Below are 24,349 nucleotides of genomic sequence, written 5' to 3'. Positions count from 1 at the left end.
TGGGAGAACCATCATGCAGGTGTTGATCAGCAAAGAAGCGGTACAGGCAATCCAAAGCAAAAAACCGCAAGAGTCGTCCGCCGTGTTGCGGCTTTCGGCGACGGACGAGGGTTGCGGTTGCGGAGCGACTGTATTGTATGAGTTCAATTGGGACCATCCCGGACCGGAGGATGTGCACATTCCTTTTGACGGGTTCACATTGGTGTATGATCAAGACAGCGAAGCTTATTTTGATCCGCGGGTGAAAATCGACTACGATCCTTCAAGGGATTCGTTTACGGTGCAAAGCGATGGCCAGATCTATCTGATGCACATTCGCTTATAGAACCATGTGGATCATCCGAATCAAAGGAGGAATCGCATATCGAACCCCTCGTGTTTGCCCATCGCGGAAGCTCCGCGGCGGCGCCGGAGAATACCATGGCCGCGTTTGAACTGGCGGTCAAAGCGGGTGCGGGCGGGGTGGAGCTGGACGTACAACTCACCAGGGACGGCCGGGTCGTGGTGATCCATGACGAGACGTTGGATCGCACCACGAACGGCTCGGGCTGGGTGAAAGACCATGAATGGGAAACATTGCGGCGATTGGATGCGGGATCATGGTGGAACCCCCGTTTCTCATCGGAACGAATCCCGCTGTTGGAAGACGTGTTGGACTTGTTATCCAACACGGACATGATCATCAACATCGAGTTGAAAAACGGTTGGGTTCGGTATCCGGGGTTGGAAACCGCGGTGTTGGCGTGTATCGATCGGTTCCGCATGGCCGAACGCGTCATTCTGTCGTCGTTCAATCATAACAGTTTGCGCATGTTGCGCGGGATGAGACCGGAGCTTTCCTTGGCGGCATTGTATGAATCGGGCTTGTTCGAGCCGTGGGTCTATGCCCGATATCTGGGAGTGCATGCGATCCATCCGGATTGGCGTGCGATCGATGAAACGGTGGTAAAAGGGTGCCAATCGGCGGGAATTGCCGTACGGCCATACACGGTGGATGATCCCGAAATGATGCAACAATTCATTGCATGGGGTGTGGACGGCATTATCACCAATTACCCTGAACGATGTCGTCAAGTACTGGATGGCCGGCCCATGAAAAGTTGAAGGTGGAATTGCAAAAATGGTATGATGAAAGAGGTTCATGGCGCCCGCAATGGTTAGCAGGCGCTTTTTTGGTTTCGGGAGGCGAATGAGATGAAAATCGGTTGTCACATCAGTGTGGCCAAAGGATTTTTGAAAGCGTCGCAACGGGCGAAAGAGCTGGGTGCGACTGCTTTTCAGGTGTTTACGAAAAATCCGCGCGGACTTCGTCCCAAAAAAGTGGACGTCAAAGATGCCGAAGCGGGTGTCCGATTTTGCCGTGAAGCCGACATCACATTGGTGGCGCACACGCCGTACATCACCAATTTGTCCACACCCAAAGCGGATTTGCACGAGGTGACAATCCGCTCCATTCGCGAGGATTTGCGGATTGCCGAAGCGTACGGGGCCATCGGGGCGGTCGTCCACTGCGGCAAGCATGTGGGCGAAGGCGTGGAATATGGCACGAAGCGGATGATCGAAACGCTGAACCTCATTTTGTCCGAGTATGACGGACCGGTGAAACTGTTGTTGGAAAACACCGCCGGTCAGGGATCGGAATTGGGTCTGACCATCGAGGATTTGGTGACCATTCGGGAGGCGACCGATCATCCGGAGAAAATCGGCTTCTGCTTCGACACGTGTCATGCGTTTGCAGCGGGTGTCTGGTCGGAAGAGACGTTTGATCAGTTGGTGGAAACGATGGAACAAACCGGCTATCTGGATCATCTGGTGGCCATTCATTTCAACGACAGCAAGGCACCGTTCAACAGCCGGAAGGATCGGCACGAAAAAATCGGAAAGGGTGAAATCGGTTCCGCCGCATTGGCCCTGTTTCTGCATTGCGACCGGTTTGAAGGATTGCCGATCATCTTGGAGACGCCGGTGGAAGACGAAGCGGAATATGCGGATGAAATCCGTTACTTGCACGAGCTGAAGGAACAGGCCATCGGGGCTTGAGAAGGGGGACCATCATGGCGGCGATCAACGCGTGGTTGCATCAATCGTTTTGGGGCGCGTACGGAGTGATTCTCGTTCTGACGGCGATCGTGTACAAAGTCGTATTCGCCAGACCCCTCCCGCTGCTGAAACAGTTGATCGTTTATCTGGCACTGGTGGCGGGATGTTTTCTGTTGTTGGTTTTTCATCTCCTCGGGTTTCCGATCATCCCCATTCTGATCGGCACCGTAGTCCTGATGATCGTGGCACGGATCCGCATGGCGATGACGGCCAAACAAAATTCCGAACGTCATCACCGGGAGAATCACTGATGACTGCACGCTATTGGCTGGTGCCGGTCACACGACTCACACCGTTGACATTGGGAGAAGAACGTATCCGATTGGATCAAACGGCGGCGGAGCAGTTGATCAGGATCGCCCGCGCGGCACACCCGCGCCTGATTTTGCCGATGAAAATCACCCGTATGGTTCAACAGGAGCAAGATACATGCGGACGGTTGCCACAACGGCTGGAAGCGGACGGTCCGATCGTACTGAACGGAAATCCTTGGTCCCCGTCCGGTTGTGCGTGCCGGTGGGCAGAATCGCTGTTGGGAGGGGATGCCGCGCTGGCGCTTGCCCGTCATTTCGACGGACATGCATTGGGGGCAACATTGGTTCAATGGTGGAGTCGGGGGTTTCGAACGGGATTGTTGGTGGAACCGGAAGGAAAGAGGGTGACGGAGAACAGATGCAGTTGATGGATGCCTTGTTCAATTGGTTGCAGATCAAGGTGGTGTGGGACGCTCGTCCGGCGGATCGTTCCGCCAAGGACACGGTGGAGTTTTTTGCACAGATGTTGCGGGAAGACCATGGCGTGGAGGTGACGGGCGTCACCTTGGAAGGGGATCATTACCTTGTCCGGTTTGAAAAGGACGGGCAGACGAGCGAACAACGCTTTGAACGGGAAGCGGTGGAGCAATTGCTGTCGTTTATCGAGTCAGAACCCAAATTCAATCAGTAGTCGGGGAAGCCCCCGATTTTTCCCGGCGTTCAAGGGCTTTTTTCCCCACCCGTTCGTAGCAGTCCGAACAGATGATGATTTTGTGCGGGTGTTTGCGGATCTTTTTCTCTTGCAGCTTGGTCGGTACAAACGGCTGTTCACATAAAATACAAATCACTTTCATGATCCTTGTCTCCTTTTCCTTTCCTCTCCCGTCAACGGGTGTGCGGGGAAGAATGGTCCACGATCTTTTTCAATTGCTGGATGGTGTCGCTGATATAGGGAATATGAGAGAGTTCTGACAGCAGAATGCTGAGTAAACTGATCACGATCGCCGTCCCCAGTGTGAGACCGAGTCCCCTGCTCAGTCCGGCCAGCAGATTGAGCCAAAACACGCGTTGCGGCTGGGTGTAGTTTAACAGCAGATCCTGCAGGCGGGATTGTTCCATCCACAAGGTGATCCGGTCCAGCCGGCTGTTGAGGCGCTCCGTTTGATCGGCCAGTTTTTCCACCCGCTCTATCAGATCGGGGTGGTAGGTGACGGTTTTTTGCCGCTTCATGGTTCGATCTTCCCCTTCCTTCCACACTAGTATACTACTAAAAGGGAAGCTTTTTTTAGAACCCTTATTGATAATGAGTGAGTGGCAATACCCGGCCCTTCAGGGTCGGGATGACAGCGAGCGCCGGACGAGGGAGGGCTTCAGCCCTCTCGCAAGTCCAAAGGGTTTTGGTGAAATCAGGTTGAGTAGTGCGAAAACACTTAAAACAATTATGCAGGTAAAACGTGAAACGAAAATCACCCAAGCTTGGACAAAGCCATCATGGATGGGGGTTGCCATGCCGGGTGAAGAGAGAAGCCCATGGTGACCAAAAGGAGTGCCTGCTGCCTCTGGTTCTTGGAGCCGCGGGGTCCCAGTCACGTACCAACCGCAATCAGGCCCGTTTGTCATCCTTTCGCAAACTGACGGGCCCATTTTTGTTTTCATGGACAGTGTATCATATTTTCGGTTCTTCAACCCAGGAAATGTTGAAAGCCATCATGGTTGATAACAAATTGTAACTGAATATCATGATTGTTTCGTATATACTATTTGTCGGAGTCTTCGAATGCAGGAAGAAAGGAATGATTGATCATGGACCCGAACAAAGAAAAAGGCATGGAAATTGAATTGGAAGACGGTGAACTGGAGCTCGAGATTGGTGGGGTTGAGATCGAAATCGGTGATGACGGGATCGAAGTCGAATGGGATGATTGATGAAAAAGATAGGGTTCCGGCGATAACTCACAGCTGCCCGACGGCAGCTGTTTTTACATGTCGAGAAAAGGATGATGAGGGTTGTTACCAGCTTTTTTCTCGTGTATGCTGATGTCGTCCAGCATCGTATACAATCCCGCACAAGCGGCATGTTCAAGTAGGGGAAATGAAAATCCGGTTGGGGGCCTCGAAACATTCTCCGCCGGTGCGATCAGCTACAGCGAATAAGGAAGCAAGGAGGAGATACAGATGTCGGATCAGGTGGCGAATGCATTGCCTGAAGCGTTGCTGGCCAAGTTGCAGAAGGAACAATATGTGTTGTTGGCCACTGTGGACGTGGAAACGAAAGCGCCCAGCGTCCACGCCGTATCCTGGGTATACGCGCCCAATCCGAACCAAATCCGGTTTGCAGTGGGTCAGCGTTCCCGTATCGTGGAAAACATCGAGGTCAACCCGGATGTGAGTATCACGCTGATCGGCGCCGGTTCCACTTATGCGATCGAGGGAAAAGCGCGTGTGGTGGAGAAGCCGATGGCCAATGTTCAGATCAAACTGGCCAAAGTGGAAGTGAACGTGACAGCGGTGCGTGATGTGATGTTTTACGGAGCCAAAATCGATCAAGAACCCACCTATATAAAAACCTACGACGAAGACGCTGCAGCTAAGTTGGACAACCAAGTGATGAGTGCGTTGAAAAACGACGGAGAATCTTGATTGAGGGGGAGACGAGTTGGCACGCCGTTGGGGAAACATCGTGTTTTGGCTGGTGAACGTGGTGGCGTTTGTCACCATCGGTCCGGTGGTGAGCATGTGGGCGTTTTTCCAAGAGGTACACGCATTCATGGACCAAGCGTCCAGACCGTCGGGATGGATGGTGGCGGGCATGTTGGCGGCGGCGATGGTGATTTTACTGATGGTCCATGCCGTGATCAATGCAGTGATGCAGGTGAAGCGCCCGCCGCGGACATTGATCCTGATCAGTGTGGTCATCCCCGTCCTGTCTTACCTGCTGTTTGATTACCTGATATTCCGTTTGTGAGAGGGAAAAGGACCGTGTCCGGTGCTTCGGGTTGCTCGACGGAACGGTCCATTTTTTGAATGGGAAATCTCCCTCACCGCCTGGGGGAAGGCGCGGACGGAGATTGATCGATTTTTTCCTGATTGATCTTGGTGTTCTGCTGTTCCCGTTTGGGAACGGTTTTGGACGGTTGCGGCATCAAACGGTTGACGATTTCGGCCAACTCCTGCGCCACTCCGACGGCCGGTCGACCCTGGCGAACGTCTTCGCTCAATTCGCGCAATCGTTGCACCAGATCCACATCGGCGGTAACCAGCGCATGCGCACCATAGGGGTCTTTACGAAGAGCCTGGGCGACAGAATATTTGATGGTGCCAACGCGCCCGCGATCCAATGCGGGATCGACATCAATGCCCACAACTGTATACCGCCCTGCAACGACGGCCGTAGCTCCGCGTACCTGCGGCTGGCTGGTGGCTATCTGCGTCAATCTGCGGGCGATCGCTTGCGGATTGGCGGGCCGGCCGGATTCCGGCGCCGTTTGTTTGACACGGATGGTTTCGGGGATGTTGGGCGGCGGTGCCGCTTGGTTGGCCGGCGGCTTATTGGCCGGCTGACATCCGAAGGTCAAAAGACCGAACGTACACATGATGAACAACAGACGGATCAATGGTGTTCCTTCCTTTCCGTGAGCGTGATCGGTTGTCGTTAGTGTATCCGCAGAAACCAGATCCGATGTATGCACCCGTAAAGGAACATGGTTTTCGAACGAGGCCGGTATCGATATCGTAAATAAGGGAAGTTGCCCATGTGCCGGCAAACGGGCTTGGCCGGTCTTTCTTGTCATTTTTCATGGTAAAACGTGTCTGCTCCGACAATTCGGGATAAAATAATAGAATAAGTCCATCCATGGGGAAGGGGGAGGAAAATGAACGTTCGTTCCTTTACGCTCGGTCCCGTAGCCACCAATTGCTATGTGTTGTACGAAGAATCGGAAGCAGTGGTGATCGATCCGGGCATGGGTCCCGATCCGGTGCTGGAATGGGTGCAGGCGGAACAATTGAAAGTGCGGGCGATTTTGTTGACCCATGCGCATTTTGACCATATCGGCGGAGTGGAAGCCGTACGCGCGGCAACGGGTGCACCGGTCTATTTGCATCGTGCGGAAGCGGATTGGTTGACCGATCCGCAAAAAAACGGCTCCAGCTTGTTTCCGGGATTGGAGCTGATTCGCTGTAACCCGGCGGATTATTTGTTGGAAGGCGGGGAAACATTGAAATTGATTAGCAGGGAATTCCGCGTCTACCATACACCGGGTCATTCACCGGGCAGTGTGACGTTTCATTTGGATGATCAGGTGTTCAGCGGCGACGTCTTGTTTGCCGGATCGATCGGTCGTACTGACCTTCCGGGTGGCAATTATGAAACATTGATGCGCTCCATACACGATGTGCTGATGGAAATGCCGGAGGAGACACAAGTCTATCCCGGACATGGTCCTGCCACCTCGATTGGCCGTGAGCAGGCGTCCAATCCGTTTGTGACGGGGATGATGGGTTAATCAAGCAAAACATGGGGGTCGAAAGACGCCTCCCGGCCAAGCGACATAGCTGGTTCGGTCATTCTTGAGAGGAACGGGTTGGCCTGTTTCCCGCAAACGCCTTGAAACGCAAGGGAGCGAAAGGGAAGCAGGCTCACCCTCTAAACGAAGGATACAGAACAAACGTTGTTTGCGAAAATCTGTCGGCAGTCTGTACATGTTGATCATTTGGCTTCGTTTGGTGGGACCTTCGGCCGACGTCCCCGTTTCCAAATGTAGAATCCCAGTGTCAGTACGATCAATGTGATGCCCAATCGGAAATAGTTGGATTCCACGTGGATCAAGTCATAACTGATCAGCACCTCAAGTGAGATGGATGGGATTTTTCCCACGGCGGTCGCTGACAAAAAGATCCACACGGGAATGGTGGTCAGGGCAGTTGCCATGTTGACCAACCCGGATGGGACGAACGGGGTGATCCGTATCAGGATCAGGGAAAGCAGTTGCTGCTGTCGGGTCATCCGGTTGAGAGAACGAACCCATTTCCAATCCCGGTGCCGGGTGAGGCCCGCTTTTTTCACCCCAAATCGATACAGAAAAAAAGCAGCAGCTGAGCCCAGCATTTCCCCCAACCACGACACGATTCCCCCCAGCCAGGGACCCCAAACGAGTGTATTGGCCGCAGTAATCGCGACGGAAGGCAGAAACCCGATCAAATTGATACCGCCGTTGACCGCGATGCTGACCAGAACAGCCCACCATCCCCAGTCGATAAATCGATCCACCCAGTATGAAACCATCGTATCTCCCTTTTTCCATCCATTTACATACATCCGTAATAATAGGTTTGATATCCCGTTTCCATTGTAACGGAATTGGTGAAGGAGAACGAAAGAGTATCCATGTCATCTCACTTTTCTTTACATACCATAGGGAGGTATAGTATAATACGATTAAGATTACAGGGACAACACAAGGGGATATAACCGATCGAGGATACGGATTCCCGGTATCCTGTTGAGGTGATGAACGTGGAAAAGCAAGTCGTGGTGCGAATTACGGGAATGACATGCGCCGCATGCGCCAATCGGATTGAAAAAGGGTTGAAACGCCTGGAAGGGATAAAGGATGCCAACGTCAATCTGGTAACGGAACAAGCGACGATCCATTATGATCCGGGACAGCTGGATGTGGGGAAAATCGAGGAAAAAATCGAAGCGTTGGGTTACGGGACGGTAAAGGAGTCCGTCGATCTGGCTATCACGGGAATGACATGCGCTGCGTGTGCCGCCCGCATTGAAAAAGGGTTGTCCCGCATACCGGGCGTGTGGGAAGCCCATGTCAACCTGGCGACAGAGACGGCGCGGGTGACCTATTCCCCCGAATCGGTGAACACGGATGATTTGATCCGAAAAGTGGAACAGCTGGGTTATCAGGCCAGACTCCGTTCGGAACAACCGGAAGACCGTGACCATCGGCAGTCGGACATGATCCGGCGCAAACGTCAATTTATCTGGTCTGCGCTGCTGTCGCTGCCGTTGTTGTGGGCGATGGCGGGACATTTCGCATTTCTCTCTTTCCTGTGGGTACCGGAGCTGTTGATGAATCCATGGGTTCAACTGATTCTGGCCACACCGATCCAACTGGGGATCGGATGGCAGTTTTACAAAGGAGCATACAAAGCATTGCGCAACCGCAGTGCCAACATGGATGTGCTGGTCGCTCTCGGTACGTCGGCCGCTTATTTTTACAGTCTGATTCAGACACTTCGCACCATGGGAGGCGGTCATGCCGAGTTGTACTATGAAACGAGTGCTGTGCTGATCACCTTGATTCTCCTCGGCAAGTGGTTGGAAGCCCGGGCCAAGGGGCATACGTCGGAAGCGATCCGCAAATTGATGAATCTGCAGCCGAAAATGGCGACGGTCATCCGGGATGGAAAGGAACTGCGCATTCCCGCTGCCGAAGTGAAGGTTGGCGATCAAGTGCTCATCAAGCCGGGAGAGCAGGTACCGGTGGATGGCGAAGTGACGGAAGGCGCCTCCTCCGTGGATGAGTCGATGTTGACGGGAGAAAGTATTCCCGTAAAGAAAACGAAAGGGGATCAGGTGATCGGCGGTACGGTCAACGGAAATGGCGCGTTGACTTTGCGGGCCACGCAAGTCGGGAAAGACACGGTGCTGGCACAGATCATCCGGGTGGTGGAAGAAGCCCAAGCGGCCAAGGCACCCATCCAGCGCATCGCTGACGCCGTCTCGGGCGTGTTTGTGCCGATTGTCGTCGGAATTGCGTTGGTCACGTTTGGTTTGTGGTACGTTTGGTTGGAACCGGGTCTATTCGCCTCCGCCCTGGAAAAAGCGATCGCAGTGCTGGTCATCGCTTGCCCCTGCGCATTGGGATTGGCCACACCCACTTCGATCATGGCGGGATCGGGACGAGCCGCAGAATGGGGGGTTTTGTTCAAAAGCGGCGAGCATCTGGAAACGGCCCACCGCGTTCAAACGGTGGTGTTGGACAAAACGGGTACGGTTACGGAGGGAAAACCGGTATTGACGGATGCGATAGCGGAGGAGCCGTGGGACAAACACGAATGGTTGCGCCTGGTGGCCGCGGCGGAGAAGAGGTCGGAACACCCGCTGGCCCAAGCGGTGGTGGCCGGTGTCGATGAACAAGGAGAGGGGCTTCCGGCAGTGGAATTCTTTGAAGCCGTGCCCGGTCACGGGATTCGTGCCCAAGTGAGCGGGCACGATGTGTGGATCGGCAATCGTCAATGGATGGAACGGCACGATGTGGATTTTTCCGCGGCGGAACCCATGTTGCAAAAGTGGGAGGAAAAAGGGAAAACGGCCATCCTGACGGCAATTGACGGTAAATATGCCGGTGCGCTCGCAGTGGCCGATCCGGTGAAACCCTCTTCCCGACAAGCGATTGCACGCCTGAAGGCGATGGGACTGGAAGTGGTTCTGCTCACGGGAGACAATGCACGTACCGCTCAAGCCATTGCCCATGAAGTGGGGATCGGACGGGTCATCGCGGAAGTGTTGCCCGAAGGAAAAGCGGAAACGGTCAAACAGTTGCAGGCGGAAGGGAAAAAAGTGGCCATGGTGGGCGACGGTATCAACGATGCTCCCGCTTTGGCGGCAGCGGACGTGGGTATGGCGATCGGGACGGGTACCGACGTGGCCATGGAAGCAGCGGATATCACATTGATGCGCGGTGACCTGAACGGCATCGTCGATGCGCTCGTCATCAGCCGTTTGACGGTGAGGAACATCCGGCAAAACCTGTTTTGGGCCTTGGTCTACAATGCCGTCGGCATTCCGGTGGCCGCTGCCGGATGGTTGGCACCCTGGCTGGCGGGAGCGGCAATGGCCTTCAGCTCGGTGTCAGTCGTACTGAACGCGCTTCGCCTGCAACGGGCAAAACGGCCTTCTCTTGGCGATGCTCTCTTCTTTCCAAGGGGGGAGGGGGTATAGTATAGTGAAAATGGAGAAAGGAGATCGATGAGATGGACAGGACGGATGCGAGCCGGGAACCCCACGTGTCGAAGCCGTCACGGAACAGTCATCATACGGAAACATTCAAAAACAATCTCATCACCCGTTTGAACCGCATTGAGGGGCAGGTGCGGGGGGTACGCCGCATGATCGAGAACGACACCTATTGTGATGATGTGCTGAATCAGATTGCGGCGATCCAATCCGCTTTGAACGGCGTGAGCAAGCTGTTGTTGGAAGGACATATGAAAAGCTGTGTGGTCGAGCGGATTCAGGAAGGCGATCTCGCGGTGATCGAAGAATTGTTGACCACTGTTCACAAACTGATGAAAAAGTGAGGAGGATCTGACGATGCAAACGGTTACGCTCCAAGTGGAAGGTATGTCGTGCGATCACTGCAAACAGGCTGTCGAAGGCGCACTCAAAAAATTGACGGGAGTAGAGCGGGCGGAAGTCAATCTCAACGAGAAAAACGTCACCGTTTGGTACGATGAGAACCGGGCGACGGTGGCGCAAATGAAAGAAGCGATCGAAGACCAGGGCTATGATGTCGTGTGACGGATGAAGTATTCTCGCCGGTCTTTGTGTGTAAGGTTCGGGGGATGCTCCCCCTTTTTTCTTGTTCTCCCCTTTTCGGGCAAGTTACGTAGATTCCTGCGATATACTGGTAACAGGGGATGTCCCGGGGAAAGTCCGGGATTTCCTCTGAGCGAAGCGTACTATGCCCGTCTGCGCTGCCGGTTTTTTACTTGCAGGGGCCAGGTAAATGAGCCGGAAAAGTGGTGCGGACGATGGTATGGATCGGATTCCCCTTGTGAATCGGGGACGAAAAGGGAAAAGACGCACTTTCGGTCGTATCCGTTTCTGACACGCCCTGGTGAGATAAGGAGGTGAAGCCGTTGAAAGGACAACCTCAAGCTTGGCAAAACGGCCTGATCGGGCTGTTGATCGTTGCAGCGTTGATCGGGGCCGTTTGGTACGGTGGAAAACAGGATCGTTCCGAGAGGATGGTACAGTCGTCAACGCCCCCCAGGAATCAGGCAGAGGTAACACCAACGACTCCCCAAAAGGATACGGGTTTGCAAAAAGGGGATACCGCTCCCGTTTTTGCCTTGCAAACGTTGAACGGGCAGACGATGGATCTGGCCAAACGGAACGGCAAGCCCGCATTGATCAACTTTTGGGCGACGTGGTGCCCGCCATGCCGTGAGGAGATGCCGATTTTGCAGTCCATGTACAAGCGTTACGGGAATCGTGTGGACTTTTTCATGGTGAATCTCACCAGAGAGGAAACAAATGAAGAACGCGTCGCCCAATATCTCCGGCAGCACAAGCTGACCTTCCCCGTGCTGAAGGATGAAACGGGAGAAGTGGCGGAAATCTATTCGATCCTGGCTATTCCGACCACCTATATCGTGGATGCCAACGGTGTCATCGTGTGGAACAAAACAGGTGCCGTAACCCAGAAGGAAGTGACGAACGTGCTGGATTCGCTGATCCAACCGGAGGGATGAGTATGTCGGAATTGTCGTGGTGGCTGGCGTTCGGAGCGGGTGTGCTTTCGTTCATCTCCCCCTGTTGTCTTCCGTTGTATCCGTCGTACCTGTCCTACATCACGGGGATCTCGGTCAGTGAGCTGAGAGAAAAACGAACGGCGGATGTCCGGCGGTCGGTCGTGTTGCACACCTTGTTTTTCATCTTGGGATTTTCCATTATTTTTTACGTCCTCGGCTTTTCGGCGACGTGGCTGGGGCGGTTGTTCGAATCGTACAAAGAGACGATCCGCATGCTGGGCGGTGTGCTGATCGCCGTGATGGGCCTGTTTTTGATGGGGATCTTTCAGCCCGCTTTTCTCATGCGGGAAAAACGGCTGGAAATTTCGCGGCGGAAAATGGGTTATCTCGGCTCGACGTTGATTGGAATCGGTTTTGCCGCGGGCTGGACACCGTGTGTCGGTCCCATTTTGGCATCGGTATTAACATTATCCGCTTCCGACCCCGGTGCGGGGCTCGGATACATTACCGCCTACACGCTCGGGTTCGCCATCCCGTTTTTTGTCATGGCGATGTTCCTGGGCCGGACACGGTGGATTCTGCGTCACTCCGCACGCATCATGAAAGTGGGCGGGGGCGTGATGGTGGTTTTGGGGGTGTTGTTGTATTTCAACCAGATGTCCCGGATTACCACTTGGCTGATCCAGCTGTTCGGCGGCTTTGTCGGGGTGTGAAAAGCGGGATTTTCAATCGGCTCAAAGGAGCGGTTGATCACGTCCGTACAAATCCGTGTCTTTTCCGATTTGCAAAGAAACGAGGAATGGCGACGAGTATGTCAGGCGGTTTTCCAAGCGTTCCGGGGGAACGGGAAGGATATCGGGGATGCGGAGGTTCGCGGACATTGTCGCTTCCGCGGGACTGGAGCGGAGCGGGTTCCGCAATTGAAAAAATGCACAAAGAAATGCTGCGGGAAGCAAAAAAACCGGATTACGGCCAGTTCCCGCCGTGTCCATCAGTGATCCCGAATGGTGGGGCCGTTTCAACGAGGTCCATATTCGTTCCATACAGAAAGAACAACAGGAAACGAGCTGAAAAAGTGGGAGGTCAGCCTCTGTGCGGGCGGCCTCCCTTCATTTATGACACAGCAGCTTCGGGTTGGAAATAGTCTCCTCTCACAATCCCCGGCGATGATACCGGGAGTTTTTCCGGGGAGTGGGAGCAAGCCCTTTTTCTTCATACCGGCGGCATTCCGGAGTCTTCATTGACGGGAATCCAGATGCTTCATTAATATACGAATAGGGGTATATGTATGAACGCTTGGGCGGTGCTGTAGTGTGGTGGATAATGGGTCCGAAATCTTGATATGCTTCGATGAAGCACGGAGGGATGGCATTGACCGGATGGGTATGGGTCGTGTTCATCGCATTGGCCGTCTTTATCTGGTTGATGGGGATGAAATCGCACGGGGTGAAAATATTGGAGCCCCGCGCGTTTTATGAAGCGATTCAGCGCGGGGAAGGACAGCTGATCGATGTCCGGGAGCCGGATGAGTATCGGGAAGCGCATATTCCGGGAGCGATCAATGTCCCCGTCGGCCGGTTGTCGGAGCATCTCCCCAAACTGTCGAAGGACCATCCGGTCCTTCTCTACTGCCGGAGCGGCAATCGCAGTGGTATCGCCGCACGGATGCTGAAAAAACAGGGATTTGAGCAAGTGTATCTTTTGCGTGGCGGACTTTTGGAATGGCCGTATGAAAAGACCGATGGCTGACGGTGCCGCGTTCCGGTGGACGGCTCGAAGAACAGGAGGTGATCGAACCATGGAATACACGACGGAGATGCGAAACCGTTTGAAACGGATCGAAGGTCAGGTGCGCGGCGTATTGCGCATGATGGAAGAAGATGTACCATGCAAGGATGTGGTCGCCCAGTTGTCGGCGGTGCGTTCCGCCGTCGACCGTGCCATCGCGGTGATTGTCAGCTCCAACATGGAACGGTGCATCCGGGAGGAGTTGGAGAAAGGTGATGAAGCAGGAGCGAAAAAAGTGGTGAAAGAAGCGATTCAATTGTTGGTGAAAAGCCGCTAGGCCGCTCCCCATCCGTTTGAATCGAATCGTCAGGAGGATGTGTCGCCGAAAAAACCCCCACGGGTTCGTATGTGGAAACCGCCTCGCAAGAGCGAAGGAGAATAATCGATATGTGCTTCGCGAAACAACAGTCGATCGGTTTCCCCTACTAAAAAACGCAAGCCCTCTCGTTCGATGACTTGATCCTTTTTTTGCGGGGAAGTTTCCACTTGAAATCCAAACCTGCCGCCGCAAGCGACCCCGGAGTGCGTAAGACGAAGGTATACTTCTTGCGGATTCAAGCCTTGCTCCTTAAGCAATGCATGGAGTTGGCGCGCGGCGGATCGGGTCAGTTCCAGCATAACACGGATCTCCTTTCACTATGGCCGGGAGGTGGATGGCGACGGAATACTGTTCGAACCGGTTCGCTCCTGGGGATCTGTCCGGTTCTTTGTGGTTCTTCCAAGAGGTATTATAGACGGGAGATGTCCGTTTCAACAATACATTTTTCCGGCGATAGAGTGGAAAATGTTTGCATCAAAAGGACAAACCGAGCCGTAACAGGTCATTCCTTGTGGGGAAGCGGCAAATTCGATACAATCGGGTTGCTTGCGATACCCGCGCAAGATGTTGCAACGAGTGGGTGATTGAATGAATGAACAGGCCAGATTTTGGACCCGGCGCATCCTGCTTCTGATCATGGCGGTGATGATCGGATTTGCCATCTATCAGACGGTGAATCAGAAAGACGATGATGCACCGGAAGTCGGTGATCCCGCACCGGATTTTCAGTTGATTTCTTTGGACGGAAAGCCCGTCAAGCTGAGCGATTATCGCGGTCGGTATGTTCTGCTCAATTTCTGGGCCACGTGGTGTCCGCCCTGTCGGGAGGAAATGCCCGCATTGGAGGAGACGTACCGCGCATTTCGCGATCAGGGCTGGGTCGTCCTGGGGGTCAATATCGCCGAGACGAAGGTGACGGTAGGTGGTTTTGTCCGTCAGCAAGGGGTTACGTTTCCGATCGTACTCGACGCTGATCGGAGTGTGACGGAACGCTATCATGTGGGACCGATTCCCACCTCGTTTCTCATCGGACCGGATGGTCGGATTCGGAAAAAAGTGGTTCGACCGATGGATACGGGCTTTGCCCGGTTGATTGTTCAGCAAGTGATGTCCCAGGACAAATAAGCTTTTTGATGGAGGGGGAAACAGCATGAGCGAGAAAGTGTATCAGGATATTGCGGCTGAGGAGTTGAGCCAAACCTTTGCGCGTGAGAGGGAACGGTTTGTGGTCGTTGACGTCCGGACAGACGAGGAGTTTCAATCCGGGCACATTCCGGGGGCGATTCACATTCCCCACGATGAAATGGAAGAACGGGCGCACGAGCTGGAATCGGTTAAAGACCGGGATATTTTGCTGGTTTGCAGAAGTGGCAGACGTAGCGTCATCGCCGCTCATGTTTTGGCCGACAAAGGATTTCGCCGATTGTTCAACCTGGAGGGAGGCATGTTGGAATGGACCGGACCGGTGACAACGGAGTGAAAACGAGGTTGAAGGGACCGTTTCCCCGGGCTGTGGACAATATTACCGATCTGATCGGGAAGACGCCGTTGGTCCGGCTCAATCGCCTCCCCTCGCCCGATGATGCCGAGGTATACGTGAAGCTGGAGAAGTTCAACCCCGGCGGCAGTGTGAAAGATCGCACCGCATACAGCATGATCCGGGCTGCCGAAGAGGCGGGAAAACTGAAACCGGGTGCCACCATTGTCGAACCCACCAGCGGCAATACCGGTATCGGGCTGGCTCTGGTGGGAGCCGCGCGCGGATATCGGACCATCCTGGTGATGCCGGATACGATGAGTCAGGAACGGATCAACATTTTGAAGGCGTACGGGGCGGAGGTGGTCCTCTCGCCCGGCCATGAACGGATGCCCGGTGCGATCCGTGTTGCCAAAGAAATTTTGGAGAAAACGCCCGGTGCGTTTATGCCGCTTCAGTTTGAGAATGAAGCCAATCCCGAAGTCCATCGACGGACAACTGCGCGGGAGATTATCGAGCAGATGGGGGATCACCTCGATGCGTTCGTGGCGACGGCGGGAACCGGAGGGACCATTACCGGTACGGGTGAAGTGTTGAAACAGCATTACCCCAACTTGTATATTGCCGTGGTCGAGCCGAAGGGATCGCCCGTGTTGGCCGGCGGTCAACCGGGGCCGCACAAGATTCCGGGAACGAGTCCCGGTTTCATCCCCCCGATTTTGAATCAGGACATTTATGACGAGATTTTCCACGTAACAGACGAGGATGCGGCAGAAACGGCCCGGAAACTGGCCCGGCTGGAAGGCATCCTGGTGGGACCTTCCTCCGGCGCATCGGTATGGACTGCATTGCAAGTGGCCAGACGGTTGGGCAGAGGCAAACGGGTTGTCTGCATCGCCCCGGATACCGGTGAACGGTACTTGAGCACCGACCTGTTCGCCTCGGAATGAGGGATTGTGGATGATGCGGCCTCTGGAAAAGATATTGGTGGAGGAAATCAAGCGTGCCCCCGGCGGTTCGATCCCATTTATCCGGTTTATGGAGCTGGCGTTGTATCATCCGCTTTGGGGTTATTATCATCAAAAACGGCCAAAATGGGGCAAGCGCGGAGATTATTACACCAGTCCGATGGTGGGGGACGTGTTTGGGCGTGTCATGAGCGGTGTGCTGGAAACCATGCACCGCTCTTTTGGCACGACAGGATCTTGGGCGGTTGTCGAATTCGGCGGAGGGGACGGCCGCTGGGCGGAACAATTGCTGGAAGGCCTGAGCGCATCGACCGCATTTTCTTTTCTTACCTATGTCATGGTGGAGACAAGTGCCGATCATCGGCGCCGGCAACGGGAGCGGCTGGCACGCTTCGGATCAAAGATCATGTGGGTGGAACGGCCGGAGTCTGTATTGCGCGCCGTTCCTTGCGTCGTGCTCAGTAACGAACTGATCGATGCATTTCCGGTGCATCGGTTGCGCAAAGAAAATGGACAGTGGCGGGAAATTCACGTCTCCTGGGATGAAAAGCGCCGCCTGCATGAACTCACGCGTCCGATCACCGATCCCGCATTGCTCCGGTACGTGGGGCAATGGGAGAAATCGTGGCCGGACGGAACGGAAACAGAGGTCAACACCCGGGCGCGGGCATGGTTGAATCAAGTGGCCGCAAATTTGCGGGAAGGGTTTGTCGTCACCTTCGATTATGGCGGTCGGGATGAAGAAGTGCGCGGACCCCATCGGCCGGAAGGAACGATTCGCTGTTATTCCCGGCATCATGTGCATCGACGCTTGTATGATGCCCCCGGCGAATCGGACATCACCGCCGACGTCAATTTTGATGATTTGATGCGATGGGGAAGGAAGGCGGGATTGGAGACGGTCTGGTACGGTCCGCAATCGCGTTTTCTGGTCAACGCCGGCATTTTACGCCTGCTGACCGAACTCCATGACCCGGACCCGTTCAGTGCATCCGCCCGTCGGAACCGGGCCATCCGTCATCTCGTCCTTTCCGAGGGGATGGGGGAACGATTCCGCGTGCTGATTCAAGCAAAAGGGGTCAAGATCGATGGGGTGGCGGAAAGCCTGCATGCCGGGAAATGAAAAAAGCCCCCGGTTCGGGAGCAGGTTTGGTGTGCAGGCGCGTCAACCTTGCGGCATGAAGAAGAATGAATAGGTGACCATGCCGATAAAGGCGACGACCATATAGCCACAGAACAGATACATGTAAGTCCGTTCGGTGAGACCCATGAAGCCCAGCACGACGAACAGGACGGTTTGGGCGAAAAAGAGCAGCGCCAATGCGTTCATGTCACCGGCCAAGAACATGATGCCCATCACCAGGCACCAGAACCCGAGTACCCGGAACATCCGATCCATTTTTCCCACTCCTTCTGCGATTCAGTACGTTCTGGACGCGTGCCCGTTAAACCTGTGATCAAATACGGGACGTTGTCACTGATCGGAACCATCATACCACAGAGGTTATTATATACGAAGTGAGCGTTTTTTAAAAGCGGATACATCCCGTGATGACTGGGATAGGAGCAAACAGACAGGGGATGAGATCATGCAGACATTGATCACCGAACAAAAGAATGGCGTCGGTTGGATTCGGTTTCATCGCCCCGAAGTGCGCAATGCGGTCAACCTGCAAATGATGCAGGAGCTGGAAGATGTGTTGGCAAAGTGGAAATCGGATTCCGGCGTGAAAGTGTTGGTACTCACGGGAGATGAACGAGCATTCGTTTCAGGCGGCGATTTGACGGAGTTTCACAAACTGAAGACAGCGGATGCGATTCAACCGGTACATGCGCAGATGGGAAGCCTGCTGGATGTTTTGGAGCAATTGGGAAAACCGACGATCGCTGCGGTCGGTGGAGCGGCGGTGGGCGGCGGATGTGAGATCGCGGTCAGCTGTGATTTCCGATTTGCGTCGGATACTGCACAGTTCGGGTTTATTCAAGCTGGTTTGGGGATTACGACCGGATGGGGAGGAGGTTCGCGTTTGATTCGCCTGGTGGGTCGAAGCCGCGCTTTGGCGCTGCTTTTGACAGGGGAGCGCATCGACAGCACACAGGCGTTTCAGTACGGGTTGGTGGATCGGGTGGTCCCGTCGGAACAGCTGGAAGAGGAAGTCCAACGGTTCGCGGAAACCATCGCCCGCACGCCGTTGCCGGTTATCGAGGCGTATATGGAATTGGCCAACCGGGTGCGCGACGGCGCTGACCGGCTGGATTTGACAAAGTGGGAGAGCCGGACGTGTTCCCGACTGTGGGAGTCGGATGTACACCATCAGGCTGTTGAAGCTTTTTTGCGCCGGACCGGTCGATTGTAAGTGATCCATCTCGGGGATCAGTTTTCAAGAGGTGCGTTTGGACGATCCCATCGTGGATGGATGGGGTACCACGCCGGATGAAACGAGACGTCCACGGAGGCCAAAGGGAGTTGGCCGTGTGGAGCGGGTTGCGAAGACTGAAGTCTCATCCAGCCAAGCGACTCCAAGGAGTGTTTGGTTGCTCCACGTGCATGGATCAAGCTTCACTGGACCGGGGGAGCTTGACACGGTATACGGTTGTTCGTGAACTTTCGGACTTGCCGCCCGTCACGGGCGGTTTTTCTCATGTCTGCGGACGGCATGTATACCAAATGGACAATTCGGTTATAAAATTTACTAGTTACATATACTACGTTTTATACCAAACGCATACAGATAGAACAAATTGATTTGTGGAAAGCCTGATCAGGGAGGGTTATCATGGTGGTGAAAAGACAAGACGCATGGACACCGGACGACGATCTTGTTCTGGCAGAGGTGACGTTGCGTCATATTCGTGAGGGAAGCACACAGTTGGCCGCTTTTGAAGAAGTGGCGGAAAAGTTGGGACGGACGCCGGCGGCTTGCGGATTTCGCTGGAACAGCTTTGTGAGAAAAAAGTATGAGGCGGCCATTCAAATTGCCAAATCGCAGCGGCAAAAACGAAACAAAGAAAAAGGGCGCATATCGCGCGTACGCGTGTTGAGCGAGCAATTGGATCACGGGGAAGATCATCTGATGTCCCTGGATTCCATCATTCGTTTTCTGCGTATGCACAAAAACGAAGTGGCTGAGTTAAGGCGTCAACACAAACAGTTGGAGAAGGAAATCAAGGAGCGGGAAGAACGGATTCAGCAGTTGTCAAAAGAAAACGATGAGATGAAGAGCCAACTCAACCACGTCCAGAGCGACTACCAAGTTGTCAACGACGATTACAAAGCCCTGATACAAATCATGGACAGGGCGAGGAAGTTGGCACTGTTGGAGGAAGAGGACGACGAAAAGCTGAAAACCAAGTTTAAAATGGACGAAAACGGGAATTTGGAGCGGATCGACAAATAAACGGGTTGTTGCACCTTGGGAAATCAAGCACGGACTTTGTCATCAAACCTGGAATGCGAAGAGGGAAAGCCGTCTCCCGCCTCCGTTTCTTTCTTACGTATGATCGGTCGGCTGGGAGACGTTTTTCGAGAGCGTTGGCAAAAGTCCCGACGGGGGACCGTTTCGGATGAAAACGGTCCCATTTCCTTTTTACCTGGAAACGACGGCTGGTTCCCTCGAAGTATCTGCATCCCTGAGCGGGAATCGTGTGGGATTCGTTTCGTCATTCCTTGAGGCTGACACCGGGTGGTGTCCAGACATAAGGGTTTTCTCCCCGATCGCGTACGGGATCGTATTTAACCGGCGAAAATCCCATCTTTTTCCAAAATTCGTCAGATCGACAACGGGCGTTGGTTTTAATCGGCAAACCCAGGCTTTTGGCATGTTCCACCAGTGCTGTACCGCATCCTTGATTTCGATACTGGGGAAGTACTTCCAACTTCCACAACTCATAGTAATCTTGCGGCGGATCAAAATAACGGTCGTATTTGGCGTCAATACGGTACAAACTGGCACGGGCGATCAGGTTGCCGTCCAAGTAAATGCCGTAAAATGGGGAATTGCTGTCGTTCTCGATGATGTTGGCTTGCAAATCTTCCAACATGGACAATTCTTGCAACCCGTACTCACGGAACTTTTGGAATTCTTCCAGTGTTTTGTAATTGATTTTGAGCCGTTCCACTTTGTAATGGCTCATCGTGGCGGACGCCTCCTTTCCCCTCCTGAAATCGATCCGCTTTCCTCCTCATTATACACGATTCCAAGGGGAACGACGAAATGGGAATCCCGTCAAACACAATCCGATGTTGTGAAAGGGATTCACTTTTCGGTATAGTGGTAATGAAGAGAAAATTCCATCCCCCGCCTTCAGTGATGAAAGCACAAACAAAAACACAAGAGGTGGATTATGGGAATCAAAACCATTCTCATCGCCAATCGTGGAGAGATTGCCAGAAGAATCGCCCGAACTTGCCGTGCGCGCGGTATTCGCGTCGTTGCGGTATATTCCGAGGCAGATCAAGACATGCCCTTTGTTCGGGAGGCCGACGTGGCGGTTGCCATCGGTCCGCCTCCGGTGGCGCAAAGTTATCTGAATATAGATGCCATCATCCAAGCGGCAAAAAAGACGGGAGCCGATGCGATTCATCCCGGTTACGGTTTGCTTTCCGAAAATGCGACCTTTGCGCGAAAAGTGGAGGAGGCGGGTCTGGTATTGATTGGACCGCGGCCGGACGTGATCGAACGAATGGGCGACAAAGTGACGGCGCGTCGCACGATGGCCGAGGCCGGCGTCCCCGTCGTTCCCGGAACGGAGGGAGGCGTCAGCGGGGAGGAGGAAGCGCTGGCAGAAGCAGAGCGCATCGGGTATCCCGTGATGATCAAAGCGAGCGCAGGTGGTGGCGGAATCGGCATGCAAGTATGCCGAACACCGGATGAATTGAAGAAAGCGTTTGCCACCGTGCAGGCCAAAGCCAAAGCGTATTTCGGCGATTCCGCCGTGTTTTTGGAGCGGTTGATCGAACGACCACGCCATGTGGAAGTGCAGGTGGCCGCCGATTCACAGGGAAATACGGTTCACCTGTTTGAGCGGGAGTGTTCCGTTCAGCGTCGGAACCAAAAAGTGGTGGAAGAGTGCCTTTCCCCGTCCATCCGGCCCGAAACGCGGGAGCGGCTGAGCGATGCAGCCGTGCGGGCCGCAAAGGCGGTTGGATATACCGGAGTCGGTACGGTGGAGTTTCTGGTTGATGAGCAGGAACGCATCTATTTTCTCGAGATGAATACGCGCCTTCAGGTGGAACATCCGGTGACTGAGATGGTGACGGGTCAGGATCTGGTGGATTGGCAACTGGATATTGCAGAAGGGAAACCGCTCCCGTTGAGGCAACAGGAGATCAAGGCCCGGGGGCATGCAGTGGAATATCGGATATATGCCGAGGACCCGACGACCTTCCTGCCGTCGCCGGGAACGATCCATGCGATGACGGTGCCGGAGGGGGAGGGCATCCGCGTGGATGCGGGTGTGGAAGCGGGCAATGTGGTGACCCCGTTTTACGATCCGATGATCGCCAAACTGATCGTGGGCGGACCGACGCGGGAAACGGTGTTGGAAAAAAGCCGCGCGGCGTTGGAAATGTTCCGGGTTGAAGGGATCCGAACCAATTTGCCCTTGTTGCGTGCGTTGTTGGATCACCCTGAGTTTGTTGAGGGACGGTATGATACGCAGTTGCTGCAACATTTTCAAATGGATGGAGGCATCAGACGATGAAAACGATTCAGGCGAACATGGCGGGGACCGTATTGCAGGTATTGGTGAAACCGGGGGACGAAGTGAAATCGGGTCAGGACGTCGTCATTCTGGAATCGATGAAAATGGAGATCCCGATTGCAGCCGAAGCCGACGGGAAAGTGAAATCCGTTCCCGTGGAGATCGGCTCCTTTGTGGGCGAAGGAGATGTGTTGGTAGAGCTGGAGTGACCGGGGGCGCTTGGTCATTATCGATGCGAGAGATATCAGATTTTCTACGAGATACCTGTCTCGAGCGACTCTGGCCTGTCCCGGTTATTCGGCCAGGCGGCAACGTTTCCAGACAAGCGACTGCCCGGTTCTTTCCGGGAAACGATTCGGAAAGCGCCATATTCGTGGATCATTTCCGCGGAGCGTACTTTGCCCGTGTCCTGAGTTTAAGGTACGGGCTGTAGGAAAGAGGCGGCTGTCTGCGGAACTTTGTCAGCAGACTTGGAGGAGGTGCTTTTTGGAACCAATATTCACACATGTCCTGGGTTCAGGGAATGGGAGGTGATCCCGTGACACGGGTGACCATCGTGGAAGTGGGGCTGCGGGACGGACTGCAAAATGAATCGGTCATGCTGTCCGTCGACGTGAAGTGCCGCATCGCCGAGGGGTTGATCCGGGCGGGGGTCAAGGAAATTGAAGCCACTTCATTCGTTCATCCCCGCTGGATTCCCCAAATGGCCGATGCGGCGGAGTTGGCATCCCGTCTGCCGAGGGGACGAGACGTTCGGTACCGTGCGCTGATTCCCAACGTCAAAGGCTTGGAACGGGCTTTGACCACCCCGATCGACGAATATGCCGTTTTTCTCTCCGCCAGTGAAACCCACAACCGGAAAAACATCAACAAATCGATTGACGAAACCTACCCGGTGCTGGCGGAAGTGGTGGAACGGGCCCAAGCGGCGGGCAAGCGGGTGCGGGGGTATGTGTCAACGGTGTTCGGGTGTCCCTACGAGGGTGACGTCCCGGTTTCGCAAGTGGTGCGGGTGTGCGAACGCCTGCTCGAAATGGGAGTCTACGAAATCTCCCTCGGAGACACGATCGGGGTGGCCACACCCAAAAAGGTGAAAGAAACGTTGGAAGTCCTGCTCCGGCACATCCCGGCGGAACGCTTGGCGGGGCATTATCACGACACGCGGGGAACGGCACTGATCAATGCGTACGTGTCGCTTGAAATGGGAATCCGCACCTTGGATAGTGCGTTCGGCGGTCTGGGAGGCTGCCCGTATGCGCCGGGAGCGTCGGGAAATGTGGCCACGGAAGATTTGGTATATTTTTTGGAACAAGAAGGCATCGAAACGGGCATCGACCTGGAAGCGCTCTGTCGGGTCAGTATTGACGTGCAAAAAGAGATGGGTCGACCATTGTCCTCCAAGGTGTTGCAGAGCGTGATCGCAGAGTGGTCGTCGGCAGGGAAGGGGGAAGCGTGATGAGCCTGGTCGAGTGGGAACGGAGAGAAGGCATCTCCGTTTTGACGCTGAATCGACCCGAAGTGTACAACGCGCTGAACTATCCGACATTGCAGGAGCTGAACCGGATTCTCCAGGAGTTGCATCATTCCAAAGCCACTCGCGTGGTGGTGATCACCGGGGCGGGGGAGAAAGCCTTCTGTTCCGGTGCGGATCTGAAAGAACGGCGCACGATGTCGGAAGATCAGGTTCGGCGTTACATTCATCTGATTCGTGAGACATTTCTGATGGTGGAACGACTGCCCAAGCCGGTAATCGCCGCAGTGAACGGAGTGGCGCTGGGCGGTGGGATGGAGTTGGCACTGGCGTGTGACCTCCGTGTGGCGGACGAGAGGGCTGTGTTCGGTTTGACGGAGACCTCTCTCGGGATCATCCCGGGCGCGGGCGGAACACAGCGACTGCCACGCATTGTGGGCAAGGCCAAAGCCAAAGAGTTGATCTTCACGGCCAGCCGGATTTCGGCAAAGGAAGCGGAAGCGATCGGTCTCGTCAATCGGGTAGTTGAAAAAGGGAATACGTTGTCGGCAGCTTTGGAGATGGCCGAGAAAATCAACCAACAAGCGCCGCTGGCCTTGGCGCAGGCGAAAATGGCGATCGATTACGGTTTCGAGATGGATTTGGCGTCCGGATTGGCCTTCGAAACCAAAGCGTACGAAGTGCTGATCCCGACCAAAGACCGGTTGGAGGGTCTGCAGGCTTTCAAAGAAAAAAGAAAGCCCATTTATCTGGGTGAGTAATCTCTCGTCGTTG

Annotated in this window: 34 protein-coding genes; 27 read left to right on the top strand and 7 right to left on the bottom strand. The window is 54.4% G+C overall.

Annotated features, from left to right (window positions below):
* Positions 1 to 13 precede the first annotated feature (13 nt).
* From JQC72_RS02600 to JQC72_RS02575, 6 genes are all read left to right on the top strand, one after another.
* Positions 14 to 325, top strand: a complete 312-nt coding sequence (locus tag JQC72_RS02600) for an iron-sulfur cluster biosynthesis family protein (RefSeq protein ID WP_205492559.1) — start codon at positions 14 to 16, stop codon at positions 323 to 325.
* 50 nt (positions 326 to 375) lie between these two features.
* Entirely contained in the window at positions 376 to 1,104 is a 729-nt protein-coding gene (locus JQC72_RS02595) for a glycerophosphodiester phosphodiesterase (protein ID WP_335342380.1), read from the top strand.
* Between the two features lie 90 nt (positions 1,105 to 1,194).
* A complete protein-coding gene (locus JQC72_RS02590) occupies positions 1,195 to 2,040 on the top strand; it encodes a deoxyribonuclease IV (protein ID WP_205492557.1) in 846 nt (281 codons plus the stop codon).
* 14 nt (positions 2,041 to 2,054) lie between these two features.
* Entirely contained in the window at positions 2,055 to 2,351 is a 297-nt protein-coding gene (locus JQC72_RS02585; protein WP_205492556.1) for a YlaH-like family protein, read from the top strand.
* Positions 2,351 to 2,782 carry a hypothetical protein gene (locus tag JQC72_RS02580; RefSeq protein WP_205492555.1) on the top strand — a complete coding sequence of 144 codons (432 nt, stop codon included), beginning with the start codon at positions 2,351 to 2,353 and terminating at the stop codon, positions 2,780 to 2,782. Before JQC72_RS02585 ends, JQC72_RS02580 begins: the two co-directional genes overlap by 1 nt.
* Positions 2,773 to 3,045: a hypothetical protein gene (locus tag JQC72_RS02575; RefSeq protein ID WP_205492554.1), complete on the top strand. Its 273-nt coding sequence runs from the start codon at positions 2,773 to 2,775 to the stop codon at positions 3,043 to 3,045. Before JQC72_RS02580 ends, JQC72_RS02575 begins: the two co-directional genes overlap by 10 nt.
* Here JQC72_RS02575 and JQC72_RS02570 read toward each other — a convergent pair.
* Together JQC72_RS02570 and JQC72_RS02565 are read right to left on the bottom strand one after the other, a co-directional pair.
* Positions 3,035 to 3,208: a DUF2197 domain-containing protein gene (locus JQC72_RS02570; RefSeq protein ID WP_205492553.1), complete on the bottom strand. Its 174-nt coding sequence runs from the start codon at positions 3,206 to 3,208 to the stop codon at positions 3,035 to 3,037. The two genes, JQC72_RS02575 and JQC72_RS02570, sit on opposite strands and share 11 nt — an antisense overlap.
* A 31-nt stretch (positions 3,209 to 3,239) precedes the next feature.
* The gene (locus JQC72_RS02565) at positions 3,240 to 3,584 is read right to left on the bottom strand and encodes a DUF5665 domain-containing protein (protein WP_205492552.1); all 345 of its coding nucleotides are present in this window, start codon (positions 3,582 to 3,584) and stop codon (positions 3,240 to 3,242) included.
* A 573-nt stretch (positions 3,585 to 4,157) separates the two neighbouring features.
* Between JQC72_RS02565 and JQC72_RS16375 the strand changes: the two genes are divergently transcribed.
* From JQC72_RS16375 to JQC72_RS02555, 3 genes are all read left to right on the top strand, one after another.
* Positions 4,158 to 4,280, top strand: a complete 123-nt coding sequence (locus JQC72_RS16375; protein ID WP_302104444.1) for a hypothetical protein — start codon at positions 4,158 to 4,160, stop codon at positions 4,278 to 4,280.
* 249 nt (positions 4,281 to 4,529) lie between these two features.
* Entirely contained in the window at positions 4,530 to 4,994 is a 465-nt protein-coding gene (locus tag JQC72_RS02560) for a pyridoxamine 5'-phosphate oxidase family protein (protein WP_205492551.1), read from the top strand.
* A 16-nt stretch (positions 4,995 to 5,010) separates the two neighbouring features.
* On the top strand, positions 5,011 to 5,319 hold the full coding sequence (locus JQC72_RS02555) for a hypothetical protein (RefSeq protein WP_205492550.1): 309 nt from the start codon (positions 5,011 to 5,013) through the stop codon (positions 5,317 to 5,319).
* A gap of 73 nt (positions 5,320 to 5,392) precedes the next feature.
* Here JQC72_RS02555 and JQC72_RS02550 read toward each other — a convergent pair whose 3' ends face one another.
* Entirely contained in the window at positions 5,393 to 5,968 is a 576-nt protein-coding gene (locus JQC72_RS02550; RefSeq protein WP_205492549.1) for a YhcN/YlaJ family sporulation lipoprotein, read from the bottom strand.
* Positions 5,969 to 6,226: 258 nt separating this feature from the next.
* On the opposite strand from JQC72_RS02550, the gene JQC72_RS02545 reads away from it, so the two are divergent.
* On the top strand, positions 6,227 to 6,859 hold the full coding sequence (locus JQC72_RS02545; RefSeq protein WP_205492548.1) for an MBL fold metallo-hydrolase: 633 nt from the start codon (positions 6,227 to 6,229) through the stop codon (positions 6,857 to 6,859).
* Positions 6,860 to 7,062: 203 nt separating this feature from the next.
* Here the strand turns inward: JQC72_RS02545 and JQC72_RS02540 are convergent, their stop codons facing one another.
* Positions 7,063 to 7,638: a TVP38/TMEM64 family protein gene (locus JQC72_RS02540; protein WP_205492547.1), complete on the bottom strand. Its 576-nt coding sequence runs from the start codon at positions 7,636 to 7,638 to the stop codon at positions 7,063 to 7,065.
* A gap of 225 nt (positions 7,639 to 7,863) precedes the next feature.
* Between JQC72_RS02540 and JQC72_RS02535 the strand changes: the two genes are divergently transcribed.
* The 7 genes from JQC72_RS02535 (at position 7,864) to JQC72_RS02505 (ending at position 13,914) form a co-directional block, all read left to right on the top strand.
* The gene (locus tag JQC72_RS02535) at positions 7,864 to 10,314 is read left to right on the top strand and encodes a heavy metal translocating P-type ATPase (protein ID WP_205492546.1); all 2,451 of its coding nucleotides are present in this window, start codon (positions 7,864 to 7,866) and stop codon (positions 10,312 to 10,314) included.
* 32 nt (positions 10,315 to 10,346) lie between these two features.
* A complete protein-coding gene (locus JQC72_RS02530) occupies positions 10,347 to 10,673 on the top strand; it encodes a metal-sensitive transcriptional regulator (protein ID WP_205492545.1) in 327 nt (108 codons plus the stop codon).
* A 13-nt stretch (positions 10,674 to 10,686) separates the two neighbouring features.
* Positions 10,687 to 10,893, top strand: coding sequence for a copper chaperone CopZ (gene copZ / locus JQC72_RS02525; protein ID WP_205492544.1), 207 nt, complete (start codon positions 10,687 to 10,689; stop codon positions 10,891 to 10,893).
* 341 nt (positions 10,894 to 11,234) lie between these two features.
* The gene (locus JQC72_RS02520; RefSeq protein ID WP_205492543.1) at positions 11,235 to 11,849 is read left to right on the top strand and encodes a redoxin family protein; all 615 of its coding nucleotides are present in this window, start codon (positions 11,235 to 11,237) and stop codon (positions 11,847 to 11,849) included.
* Positions 11,846 to 12,562 carry a cytochrome c biogenesis CcdA family protein gene (locus JQC72_RS02515; RefSeq protein ID WP_205492542.1) on the top strand — a complete coding sequence of 239 codons (717 nt, stop codon included), beginning with the start codon at positions 11,846 to 11,848 and terminating at the stop codon, positions 12,560 to 12,562. The genes JQC72_RS02520 and JQC72_RS02515 overlap by 4 nt, the downstream gene beginning before the upstream one ends.
* A gap of 658 nt (positions 12,563 to 13,220) precedes the next feature.
* Positions 13,221 to 13,598, top strand: coding sequence for a rhodanese-like domain-containing protein (locus JQC72_RS02510; RefSeq protein WP_205492541.1), 378 nt, complete (start codon positions 13,221 to 13,223; stop codon positions 13,596 to 13,598).
* A gap of 49 nt (positions 13,599 to 13,647) precedes the next feature.
* Complete coding sequence (locus JQC72_RS02505) at positions 13,648 to 13,914, top strand: metal-sensitive transcriptional regulator (protein ID WP_205492540.1); 267 nt, start codon at positions 13,648 to 13,650, stop codon at positions 13,912 to 13,914.
* Positions 13,915 to 13,943: 29 nt separating this feature from the next.
* Here the strand turns inward: JQC72_RS02505 and JQC72_RS02500 are convergent, their stop codons facing one another.
* The gene (locus JQC72_RS02500) at positions 13,944 to 14,255 is read right to left on the bottom strand and encodes a HesB/IscA family protein (RefSeq protein WP_205492539.1); all 312 of its coding nucleotides are present in this window, start codon (positions 14,253 to 14,255) and stop codon (positions 13,944 to 13,946) included.
* Positions 14,256 to 14,544: 289 nt separating this feature from the next.
* Here JQC72_RS02500 and resA point away from each other — a divergent pair, with 289 nt between their 5' ends.
* The 4 genes from resA to JQC72_RS02480 are packed head-to-tail and all read left to right on the top strand — an operon-like array spanning position 14,545 to position 17,524.
* Positions 14,545 to 15,081, top strand: a complete 537-nt coding sequence (gene resA / locus JQC72_RS02495) for a thiol-disulfide oxidoreductase ResA (protein WP_205492538.1) — start codon at positions 14,545 to 14,547, stop codon at positions 15,079 to 15,081.
* A 25-nt stretch (positions 15,082 to 15,106) separates the two neighbouring features.
* Positions 15,107 to 15,436, top strand: coding sequence for a rhodanese-like domain-containing protein (locus JQC72_RS02490; protein ID WP_205492537.1), 330 nt, complete (start codon positions 15,107 to 15,109; stop codon positions 15,434 to 15,436).
* Positions 15,409 to 16,383 (top strand): cysteine synthase A, encoded by a 975-nt coding sequence (cysK, locus tag JQC72_RS02485; RefSeq protein ID WP_205492536.1) that lies wholly within the window; start codon positions 15,409 to 15,411, stop codon positions 16,381 to 16,383. The genes JQC72_RS02490 and cysK overlap by 28 nt, the downstream gene beginning before the upstream one ends.
* Before the next feature lie 10 nt (positions 16,384 to 16,393).
* Positions 16,394 to 17,524 carry a class I SAM-dependent methyltransferase gene (locus JQC72_RS02480; protein ID WP_205492535.1) on the top strand — a complete coding sequence of 377 codons (1,131 nt, stop codon included), beginning with the start codon at positions 16,394 to 16,396 and terminating at the stop codon, positions 17,522 to 17,524.
* A gap of 42 nt (positions 17,525 to 17,566) precedes the next feature.
* Here the strand turns inward: JQC72_RS02480 and JQC72_RS02475 are convergent, their stop codons facing one another.
* Positions 17,567 to 17,800, bottom strand: coding sequence for a DUF2626 family protein (locus tag JQC72_RS02475; protein WP_205492534.1), 234 nt, complete (start codon positions 17,798 to 17,800; stop codon positions 17,567 to 17,569).
* A 190-nt stretch (positions 17,801 to 17,990) separates the two neighbouring features.
* On the opposite strand from JQC72_RS02475, the gene JQC72_RS02470 reads away from it, so the two are divergent.
* Positions 17,991 to 18,758 carry an enoyl-CoA hydratase/isomerase family protein gene (locus tag JQC72_RS02470; protein ID WP_205492533.1) on the top strand — a complete coding sequence of 256 codons (768 nt, stop codon included), beginning with the start codon at positions 17,991 to 17,993 and terminating at the stop codon, positions 18,756 to 18,758.
* 420 nt (positions 18,759 to 19,178) lie between these two features.
* On the top strand, positions 19,179 to 19,799 hold the full coding sequence (locus JQC72_RS02465) for an RsfA family transcriptional regulator (RefSeq protein ID WP_205492532.1): 621 nt from the start codon (positions 19,179 to 19,181) through the stop codon (positions 19,797 to 19,799).
* Between the two features lie 262 nt (positions 19,800 to 20,061).
* On the opposite strand, the gene JQC72_RS02460 is transcribed toward JQC72_RS02465, so the two are convergent.
* Positions 20,062 to 20,535 carry an N-acetyltransferase gene (locus JQC72_RS02460; protein WP_205492531.1) on the bottom strand — a complete coding sequence of 158 codons (474 nt, stop codon included), beginning with the start codon at positions 20,533 to 20,535 and terminating at the stop codon, positions 20,062 to 20,064.
* 216 nt (positions 20,536 to 20,751) lie between these two features.
* Here JQC72_RS02460 and JQC72_RS02455 point away from each other — a divergent pair, with 216 nt between their 5' ends.
* The 4 genes from JQC72_RS02455 (at position 20,752) to JQC72_RS02440 (ending at position 24,336) form a co-directional block, all read left to right on the top strand.
* Positions 20,752 to 22,104, top strand: coding sequence for an acetyl-CoA carboxylase biotin carboxylase subunit (locus tag JQC72_RS02455; RefSeq protein ID WP_205493221.1), 1,353 nt, complete (start codon positions 20,752 to 20,754; stop codon positions 22,102 to 22,104).
* Positions 22,101 to 22,313 carry an acetyl-CoA carboxylase biotin carboxyl carrier protein subunit gene (locus JQC72_RS02450; RefSeq protein ID WP_205492530.1) on the top strand — a complete coding sequence of 71 codons (213 nt, stop codon included), beginning with the start codon at positions 22,101 to 22,103 and terminating at the stop codon, positions 22,311 to 22,313. The genes JQC72_RS02455 and JQC72_RS02450 overlap by 4 nt, the downstream gene beginning before the upstream one ends.
* 314 nt (positions 22,314 to 22,627) lie before the next feature.
* Positions 22,628 to 23,560 carry a hydroxymethylglutaryl-CoA lyase gene (locus tag JQC72_RS02445; protein ID WP_205492529.1) on the top strand — a complete coding sequence of 311 codons (933 nt, stop codon included), beginning with the start codon at positions 22,628 to 22,630 and terminating at the stop codon, positions 23,558 to 23,560.
* On the top strand, positions 23,560 to 24,336 hold the full coding sequence (locus tag JQC72_RS02440) for an enoyl-CoA hydratase (RefSeq protein ID WP_205492528.1): 777 nt from the start codon (positions 23,560 to 23,562) through the stop codon (positions 24,334 to 24,336). Before JQC72_RS02445 ends, JQC72_RS02440 begins: the two co-directional genes overlap by 1 nt.
* Positions 24,337 to 24,349: the final 13 nt, after the last annotated feature.

This window comes from Polycladomyces zharkentensis, from assembly GCF_016938855.1.
In the GTDB taxonomy this organism is placed as follows: domain Bacteria; phylum Bacillota; class Bacilli; order Thermoactinomycetales; family JIR-001; genus Polycladomyces; species Polycladomyces zharkentensis.
The sequence above is the reverse complement of the archived record's forward strand: the minus strand, read 5'-3'. Positions and strand labels throughout refer to the sequence as shown.